Below are 9,146 nucleotides of genomic sequence, written 5' to 3'. Positions count from 1 at the left end.
TGAAAAAAATTTTGAGATTCTTTCGAAGACCAAACGCCCTCTCTTATCCCTAACTCCTTTCCTAATTCAATCATCTACTCCTGCGCTCCTACCTTCTTTCGATTTCGGATTGCAAAGATACGCTAAAATTTATAATCTCCAAATTATTTATATAATTTTTTGATTTATTTTAAAAGTTCAAATATCTTCTGCTCCACTGTTAAGTGACTGCAAAGATAGACTAAAGTAAACTCGAATTGCAAATAAAACAATCAATAAATATGGAGTTGTGGAAAAGACCCGCCATAAATAACTGTAAATATTAAAGTTAGTAATCGACTACACTTATCCACATTAAAGAAGAAAGAGCAAATCGTGCTGATTTGCTCCCTAATTATTCGCTTTAAAGCGAAAATAGAAGTAAGATTCCCTAGTTATTTAACTCCTAGAAATCGTATTGTTGTCTTGAATAACAAGTATCCTGCTATTGCACCTAATAAGTCTGCCACAAAATCTGCAAATTCCATTGAGCGGCCCAGATTCATCGAACCTTGTAATACTTCGGTTGCGATTCCATATATAATAATGATTACATATAGCACTATCATGCGCATTTTTGGAAATGCCGCTTTCAATGAGAAACTCAAAATTGCAAATACAACAAAATGGACCACTTTGTCCAAACCCTCAAATGCAACCCAATCTTCAGCCCTATCATTACCAGGTCCAAGGAGTATATATGTAAGAAATGCCCAATAAATGGGCACAATTCTTTTAAAAATTCGAGAAATTCTATCCAAGTGATGCCTGGTATTCTTCTGCACTTAGCAGACCTGATTGGTCTGTGTCGTCAGTTATTTGTAATTTTATTATCCATCCCTCACCGTAAGGATCTGTATTTAGAAGTTCGGGTTGGTCTTCCAACGCCTCATTAAACTCGATTACAGTACCGGACAGCGGAAGAAATAAATCGGACACTGTCTTTACAGCTTCCACACTTCCAAAAACATCACCCGCAGACAATTCGTCATCAACCGAATCCACGTCCACAAAAACAATGTCCCCTAATTCGCCTTGAGCAAAATCGGTAATTCCAATAGTAGCCACATTATTCTCAATTCTAACCCATTCATGGTCTTTAGTGTACCTTAACTCAGCTGGTGTGTTCATTTTATTTTATTTTTGTTGGTTTCAAATTTACTGCAATTCTCTAAATCCGCAAATTGTTTCCAAAGGAAAACCTTTTGATTTTATAAATTCCTTAAAATCTGCTTCACAAGTTCCTCAAGCTTTATGTCAGGAGTAGAAAGTAGTATTTTTTCAGTCGCCTTTTCTGTGATCTTTCTAGAAATACCTAGTACTTCCAATGCTTTAAGCGCTTCCTGTTTCACAGATTCTAAAGAACTCCCCATGAGTGGGTCTTTAAAACTAACCTCTCCCAATATTTGTATTTTATCCCGTAGATCTATGACAATACGCTGTGCAGTCTTGGCGCCTATACCTTTCACTTTTTGTAGTAAGACGCTGTTACCAGAGGAGATTGCCTCTATAATCTCCTCTATGCTCAAAGAAGACAGCATAATTAACGCTGAGCTAGGGCCCACACCACTTACACTCAGAAGTAGGTTAAAAAGAACTCGTTCCTCTTTTGAAATAAATCCAAACAAGAGATTTGCATCTTCCCGAATAATCTGTGAAATAAAGAGAAACGCCTGAGCATCTTTTTGCAATTTCTGATAGCTCTGTAAACTAATACCAATTTGGTATCCTATGCCGTTGACTTCTATCGCACAGAAACTAGGAGTTACTTCCAGTACAGTCCCTCTCAAAGAATAAATCATTTGCTATTTTCCTTTAGTTCCTCTCTGCGTTGGGCATCTAACACTGCGATTGTAGCCAAATTTACGATTTCATCCACACTGGAACGCATTTGCACTACATGTACAGGATGCTTTAAACCCATAAGAATTGGACCGACTACCTGCGCGGAATTCATACCTCTAATTATTTTATACGATAGGTTGGCGCTTTCCAGATTGGGGAAAACAAATGTGTTTGCAGGTACACCTCCAAGCTTTGAGAAGGGGTAATCGGCAAGATGATCCGCATTCATTGCAAAATCGGGTTGGATTTCGCCATCCACAATCATCTTTGGAAACTTCTCGTGCAGAATCTGTACAGCCTTAGCTACTTTTTTGGATGTCTCCGAAATTGCAGAGAAATTCTCATATCCTAACATTGCTATCCTAGGTTCAATGGCGAAAGAACGAACTGTAATCTCAGCCATTTTTGCAATATTCACCAAATCATCTGAAGTCGGGTTCTTGTTAATTGAAGTATCAGCAAAAAACAGAGGTTTATTTTTTCCGGAAAGTATCATCATCATAGATGCAATCTTATCCACGCCGGCTTCTTTGTCAATCACCTCTAATATAGGACGCAAATTTGCAGAATAGTTTTTTGAAAAACCAACCACAAGGGCGTCGGTATCTCCATGTTTAAGCATCAATGGTCCGAAGTAATCCCTTTGCCTCACAAAACGTTTGGCTTTATATTCGTTCATACCCTTACGTTGTCGAAGACGCCAAAGCGTATCTCTATACTTTTTCCTATTCTCTTCCTGATCATCTGCATTAGGATCGACAATCGGCACATTTAATTCAATCCCAAACTTTTCCATCTGTTCCAAGATGTATTTTTTTTCTCCTAGAAGAATCGGTTTTGCAATTCCTTCTTCATGTAGTATTTGTGCCGCTTTAAGAACATTATATTCTTCTGCATTACCTAAGGTTATTCTCTTTGGATTGGAACGTGCTCTGTTCTGCATCATCCGTATTAGCCTTTCATCTCGCCCCATACGATCCAACAGCGTATTTTCATACTCTTTGAAATTTTCAATTGGCCTCCTAGCCACTCCACTTTCCATAGCAGCACGAGCAACCGCTGCACTTACTTTAGTAATTAGTCTGTTATCAAATGGTTTAGGTATGAAATAATCTCTTCCAAAATTTAAGCTCTTTAAATTATAAGCAAGTATAACCGCCTCAGGAACTGATTCTTTAGCGAGATCCGCAATTGCATATACTGCTGCCAATTTCATTTCTTCATTGATGCAGCTTGCCTGGACATCCAATGCACCTCGAAAGATATAGGGAAATCCAAGTACATTATTTACTTGGTTAGGAAAATCACTTCTTCCAGTTGCCATCAGCACATCGTTACGGGTATTCATTGCAAGATTGTAATCTATTTCGGGATCAGGATTTGCAAGTCCAAATACTATTGGATTCTCATTCATAGACAAAAGCATTGATGCACTCATAACATCGCCTTTTGAAAGGCCGACAAAAACATCCGCTCCAACCAGTGCTTCTTCCAATGTTGTGGCTGTAGTATCGGCAATAAACTCCACCTTCTCGGGAGTTAAATTAGTGCGTGACGTACTGATTACGCCTTTACTGTCGCACATCACCACGTTTTCTCTTCTAAGGCCCATTGCCAAGTAAAGTTTTGTACAAGCTACTGCAGCAGCACCTGCACCATTGACCACCATTTTTACCTGCCCAATACTTTTCCCTGCTATTTCTAACGCATTTAATAATGCCGCAGCAGAAATAATAGCAGTGCCGTGTTGATCGTCATGCATTAATGGAATATCAAGTTCATCTTTTAAACGCTGTTCTATATAGAACGCTTCCGGCGCCTTAATATCCTCCAAGTTAATTCCTCCAAATGTTGGAGCAATTCCTTTTACTATTTCAATAAATTTATCTGGGTCTTTTTCGTTGATCTCAATATCAAAAACATTGATATCAGCAAAAATCTTAAAGAGTAAACCTTTACCCTCCATAACAGGCTTAGAGGCTTCTGCTCCTATATCGCCTAAGCCAAGAACGGCAGTACCATTAGATATTACAGCGACCAGATTCCCTTTACCCGTATATTCATATATGGCACTAGGATTCTTCTCAATCTCCAAGCACGGAATAGCTACTCCAGGAGAATAGGCTAGAGATAAATCTCTAGCCGACGAATGTGGTTTGGAAGGAACTACTTCAATTTTGCCTTTTGGTTCCATTCGATGGTATTCTAAGGCCGCTTTATTAAAATTTTTACTATCTCTTGTGGTATTATTTGACATAATATATTAACTATCTACTTAATTTTTCTTGGTATTAGGTACTTTTTGTGGTACTCCACCAGACTCTCAATGGGCTTTTGAACTATCCTACCAATATGGAGATGCAAATCGGCAGCTACGGCACGCAATATATCTTCATAGTAATAGGCAATGGATCCGATAAAATTAATCTCGCTCGTTTTACTTTCATTGTAAGGCAGAACTTGGTATTCAAAATAGTTTTTTAATTCTTCATAAACTAGGTGCTGAAAATACGGGTGGTTTTTCCGCGGAACAATGAATTTGCTGAATTCAGCCAAATATGCATTTGCTCGTGGATTATGATACATATTGGTGATAAGAGTATCCAAATCCAAATGAAACTCCTCAGCAAAGGCTTCTGCAAGATCTTCCGGCATCTTTTTCATAAAGTAGTGCTTTACGAGCTGCTTTCCTAATGCGCATCCACTTCCCTCATCTCCAATGAGAAATCCTAAGGACGGCAATTCCCTTCTTATTACATCTCCATCAAAATAACAGGCATTAGATCCGGTACCTAAAATACAAACAATAGCTGGCCTTCCATTATATGCAGAAAACGCTGCTGCGGTGATATCCGTATCAATTTTGACTTCCGCATTTACAAACACTTCCTTAAGTGCACTATGCATCTGTAGTTTGTTGGATTCCAACCCACAGCCCGAGCCATAAAAAAATACATGCGAAACCTGATCCTTAGAATCCAGAAGGGATTTATTTTTCTTAATTTCAGAGGGAATTAAAGTGGTATCTATAATGTTTGGATTGAAACCAACCGTATGGGTTCTAAAAACAGGTTCCGCATTATGATCTAGTAGCACCCAGTCGCACTTGGTGGAACCTCCGTCAACGATTGCAATCATACTTTAACAAGCTTAATAACGTGCTAAAATATAAAATAAATCTCAGATTAGAATGCTCCTATGTGGAAGCCCTATTAAGCCATTCATTGATCTCCTGTTCTAAATAATGCCTTTGAATCTCAACAGCGGAATGAAAATCATCAGGCAAGTTGTTGCTAGAAGCATTATTAATATGCCATAATTCCTCACTAAGCGACTTATATTCACTATATACGCGATGGAATCGCTGGGAAGAACTTTCCAGAGCTTTTATTTTCTTTCGGTCGAGTTGAAATTTGTCACGTCTTTTTAACTGGTTCATTTGTGTGGTTTTACCGTATTCGATTCAGATATAGAAATACACTCTGATGTTCAAGATAAAGCTCATAAAATCAACAGTTTGTGATTTGCGGAATTACCAGGTACTTTTCATTTGGGCAAATAAAGTTATACTTATTTCCTAAAGTCAAAAATAATTTGTGTTAAAATTATAAATCTTTAACTATTCTGTTATATTTGGGGTTTTCATTAGGAAATGGTCAAATTACTACACCGCCAGAAACAATTTATTTATTTTCTTATCGCGGGAAGCATTTGCGCTTCGTTCGAAATTGTCTTGTTTAAGGTACTAAGCATAAGCGTCCCGAGAATATTTCGTCAGGAAAATTCGTTCTATGGCATCCACTATCCGTTAAGCAATATACTATCAACAGTACTTGCTATTCTTCTTAATTATTTCTTAAGTATACGATTTGTATTTGAACAAGGAAAGCACTCGCGCAAACGCGAATTCACTTATTTTATGGTAGTTTCAGTTCTTACAATGTTTGGAAGCCTTCTTCTTTTCCAAGTAATTTATGGAAAAGTTATTGATGATATTGCCGTTGTCAACCTTGGTTTCTATAGCTTCAGTTCGGAAGTACTAAGTAAAACCGGGGCTATTGTAGCTATGGCATTTATAAATTACAGTATTAAAAAGAAACTAGTTTTCAACGGATAAACATATGCACATTTTAACTACAGTACTAAATATCCTTTGGAGACTTTGGTTTGCATTTATGGCATTTGCCATGATTATAGCATTTGCTCTACCTGTTTTGCTCCTATCGATCAGAGAGAAGCATTTCAAATATGCCTATATATTCATTAGATTATGGTGTATTGTACTCTTCTATGGAATGGGATTCCGTTACACTCTAAAAGACCAAAGTGAAAGCACCGTACAGAAAGACAGCAACTATATTTTTATTTCAAATCACACTTCTATTATTGACATCATGTTGATGTGTGTATTACACCCACACCACCCAATTACCTTCATTGGGAAGGCAGAGCTGGCAAAAATCCCTCTATTTAGTATAATCTATAAGCGTATCTGTATTTTGGTGGACCGGACCAGTCCAAAAAGTCGTGCAGAGGTATATACTAAAGCCGCTTACAAAATGCACCACGGGCAAAATATCGTCATCTTTCCGGAAGGGGGCGTCTCTGAAAACCCCCATTTAATTTTAGACACGTTTAAAGATGGTGCCTTCATCCTCTCATCAAAGCATAAATTCCCTATTGTAGTGTATACATTTATTGGTCTTAAAGAAATGTTTCCCTTTGATTGGAAAAAAGGAAGGCCGGGAACCATTAAAGTAGTGCGGAATGCAATCTTGCAACCTTCCTCTGATTTTGAAAGCATAAAATTAATTTCTCATAATGAGATAAAAAATACTTTATTAGACGAAATCGGAGCGAAATAAATATTTATATTTGTTTAAATTATTATTAAAAAGCTATGAATACAAATGCAAAAGCACAAGGCCATAATTATACATTGCCTATAATTATGATGTTTCTCCTTTTCTTCATTATATCCTTTGTTACAGGATTACAGAATCCAATGGCAGAGATATTAAAAGGGCAATTCAGTTTAACCAATGCGCAGGCTCAATTGGCTAATGGAGCAGTATTTTTAGCTTATTTATTCATGGGTGTACCCGCAGGAAGAATGCTGGAGCGCATTGGCTATAAGAAAACAGCACTAACTGCACTGGTCATTGGTTTTGTGGGTGTTCTTATCCTGTATCTAGCGGGACGTATTGAGAGCTTTTATCTTTATTTATTGGGGGCTTTCATCTCTGGATTTTCCATGTGTTTACTAAATGCGGTGGTTAACCCGATGCTATCTGTTTTAGGCTCTGAAGAGGGTGCTAACCAGCGCCTTAATTTCGGAGGTGCTTTAAATTCTTTAGGTGGCACGTTAGCTCCTGTACTGGGAGGGCTCGTTCTTGGGAATGTGGCCAGTCCCCGCATAGCCGATGCAAATCCATTACTTTACCTCTCAATGGGAATTTTCCTTTTAGTATTTATAGTTCTTAACACGGTAAAAATCCCTGAACCACATATAATAGAAGCGTCCACTGAGAAAGGCAAAAACTCTCCTTTATCTTTCAGACATTTTATTATGGGTATGGTGGCTATATTTCTTTATGTTGGTGTGGAAGTATCCATCTCCAACACCACATTGAATTATCTGATCAATGGACTGAATTTCGATCAAGGTGCGGCAGGCTCCATTGTAGGAACCTACTGGCTACTAATGCTGGTGGGCCGGTTGTTAGGAGGTGCACTAGGAAAAACCTTCAGCAGCAAGCAAATGTTAACTACTGTATCATTAGGAGCTATCGCCTTTTTAATTATATCCATCTCTATTGGAACAGAATCAATGGCACAAGTACCTGCATTCTCAAGCGCAACCCTTTCGTTTGTAATGACACCAGTACCAGTAAGTATCCTTCTCATTATTCTATGCGGACTTTTCTTATCGGTGATGTGGCCAGCAATATTTAACCTAGCCACCCATGGACTTGGAAAATACACCGCTCAAGGGTCTGGATTATTCATGATGATGGTATTTGGCGGTGGAGTTCTACCCTATATACAAGGTTATCTAGTTGACCGCACACAAAGTTATGCCAGCAGCTACTGGCTTCCAGTAGTAGCAATGGGATACATCTTATTCTACGCGCTTGCAGGATCAAAGAATGTAAACAAAGACATTAAAGTAGACTAAATATATGAAAGCAAAATATGCAATTGGGATTGATGTTGGAGGAACAAACACAAAGTTCGGAGTTGTTGACAGAAAAGGCAACATCCTAGTTCAAGACCGGATAAAAACCAACGACAAGGACAGCGTAGACGGCTTTATAGAAGATCTAGCCTCTAAACTCCAACCTATGATTGAGCAATACGGAGGCACCGAAACCTTTGTGGGAATAGGAATGGGTGCACCAAACGCTAACTACTACGCAGGTACTATAGAATACGCCGCTAACCTAAAATGGAAAGGCATTATTCCTATGGCTGAAAAATTAGAAGATCGTTTCAAGCTGGAAGCCAAGCTTACCAATGATGCTAATGCAGCAGCTGTAGGAGAAATGCAGTATGGGGTTGCCAAAGGCATGCGCGATTTCATTACCATCACCTTAGGAACCGGCGTAGGAAGTGGAATTGTAATAGATGGAAAGATTGTTATTGGACATAATGGATTTGCAGGAGAACTGGGACATGTTATTGTTCGCCATAATGGAAGACTACATCCGGGCACGGGTCTTAGAGGTTCCTTAGAGTCTTATGCGTCGGCAACTGGCCTAAGAGATACCACTATCGAAATGCTTCAGGCATATCCTGAAAAACCTAGTATTCTAAGAAGTTATTCCATGGATGAGCTTACAAGTGAAACGGTATTTAAATGTGCAGAACAAGGTGATGAGATCGCAAATGAGGTCTTTAAATTCACCGGTACTATTTTAGGAGAGGCTCTTGCCACTTTTGTACTTTTTTCCGCGCCCGAGGCAATCGTGCTTTTTGGAGGACTTACTAAAGCGGGAGATTTAATTATGCAGCCTACAAAACAGGCTATGGAAGCAAATCTTCTACAGGTTTTTAAAAATAAAATCAAGATACTTTATAGCGATTTAAAAGAAGCAGATGCGGCAATTTTAGGAGCAAGCGCCTTAGTCTGGTAATAAGTCTCTTAATATAAAACTAGCGAGGCTGTCCCCATAACTAAAAATGAGGACAGTCTTTTGTTTTTAGCCAATTGGGGTTAAAAAAGTAGATTTTGGGTTTTTAGCCCAAGCAGAAGGACGGTTTATGCCGTCCTTTTCTTGATA

General features: G+C 38.5%; 10 protein-coding genes. 4 read left to right on the top strand and 6 right to left on the bottom strand.

Features of this window, described 5'->3' with window-relative positions; all coding sequences use genetic code 11:
• Positions 1-413: 413 nt before the first annotated feature.
• The 6 genes from IC612_RS09910 to IC612_RS09885 all read right to left on the bottom strand — a co-directional run bounded on the left by IC612_RS09910 (position 414) and on the right by IC612_RS09885 (position 5,302).
• Complete coding sequence (locus IC612_RS09910; protein ID WP_194740032.1) at positions 414-779, bottom strand: VanZ family protein; 366 nt, start codon at positions 777-779, stop codon at positions 414-416.
• The gene (gcvH, locus tag IC612_RS09905) at positions 772-1,149 is read right to left on the bottom strand and encodes a glycine cleavage system protein GcvH (protein ID WP_194740031.1); all 378 of its coding nucleotides are present in this window, start codon (positions 1,147-1,149) and stop codon (positions 772-774) included. The genes IC612_RS09910 and gcvH overlap by 8 nt, the downstream gene beginning before the upstream one ends.
• An 80-nt stretch (positions 1,150-1,229) precedes the next feature.
• A complete protein-coding gene (gene ruvA, locus IC612_RS09900) occupies positions 1,230-1,820 on the bottom strand; it encodes a Holliday junction branch migration protein RuvA (RefSeq protein WP_194740030.1) in 591 nt (196 codons plus the stop codon).
• Positions 1,817-4,120, bottom strand: coding sequence for an NADP-dependent malic enzyme (locus tag IC612_RS09895; RefSeq protein WP_194740029.1), 2,304 nt, complete (start codon positions 4,118-4,120; stop codon positions 1,817-1,819). Before IC612_RS09895 ends, ruvA begins: the two co-directional genes overlap by 4 nt.
• A gap of 14 nt (positions 4,121-4,134) precedes the next feature.
• On the bottom strand, positions 4,135-5,001 hold the full coding sequence (locus IC612_RS09890) for a BadF/BadG/BcrA/BcrD ATPase family protein (RefSeq protein WP_194740028.1): 867 nt from the start codon (positions 4,999-5,001) through the stop codon (positions 4,135-4,137).
• Between the two features lie 58 nt (positions 5,002-5,059).
• Positions 5,060-5,302: a hypothetical protein gene (locus IC612_RS09885; protein WP_194740027.1), complete on the bottom strand. Its 243-nt coding sequence runs from the start codon at positions 5,300-5,302 to the stop codon at positions 5,060-5,062.
• A gap of 213 nt (positions 5,303-5,515) precedes the next feature.
• Between IC612_RS09885 and IC612_RS09880 the strand changes: the two genes are divergently transcribed.
• Genes IC612_RS09880 through IC612_RS09865 form a run of 4 tightly spaced genes read left to right on the top strand, consistent with a single transcriptional unit; the run spans position 5,516 to position 8,999 of the window.
• Positions 5,516-5,980 carry a GtrA family protein gene (locus IC612_RS09880; protein ID WP_194740026.1) on the top strand — a complete coding sequence of 155 codons (465 nt, stop codon included), beginning with the start codon at positions 5,516-5,518 and terminating at the stop codon, positions 5,978-5,980.
• Between the two features lie 4 nt (positions 5,981-5,984).
• On the top strand, positions 5,985-6,728 hold the full coding sequence (locus tag IC612_RS09875; RefSeq protein WP_194740025.1) for a lysophospholipid acyltransferase family protein: 744 nt from the start codon (positions 5,985-5,987) through the stop codon (positions 6,726-6,728).
• A gap of 35 nt (positions 6,729-6,763) precedes the next feature.
• The gene (locus IC612_RS09870) at positions 6,764-8,041 is read left to right on the top strand and encodes an MFS transporter (protein WP_194740024.1); all 1,278 of its coding nucleotides are present in this window, start codon (positions 6,764-6,766) and stop codon (positions 8,039-8,041) included.
• A 4-nt stretch (positions 8,042-8,045) separates the two neighbouring features.
• A complete protein-coding gene (locus IC612_RS09865; protein WP_194740023.1) occupies positions 8,046-8,999 on the top strand; it encodes an ROK family protein in 954 nt (317 codons plus the stop codon).
• Positions 9,000-9,146: the final 147 nt, after the last annotated feature.

It is taken from the genome of Planobacterium oryzisoli, from assembly GCF_015354315.1.
Lineage (GTDB): Bacteria > Bacteroidota > Bacteroidia > Flavobacteriales > Weeksellaceae > Planobacterium_A > Planobacterium_A oryzisoli.
The sequence above is the reverse complement of the archived record's forward strand: the minus strand, read 5'-3'. Positions and strand labels throughout refer to the sequence as shown.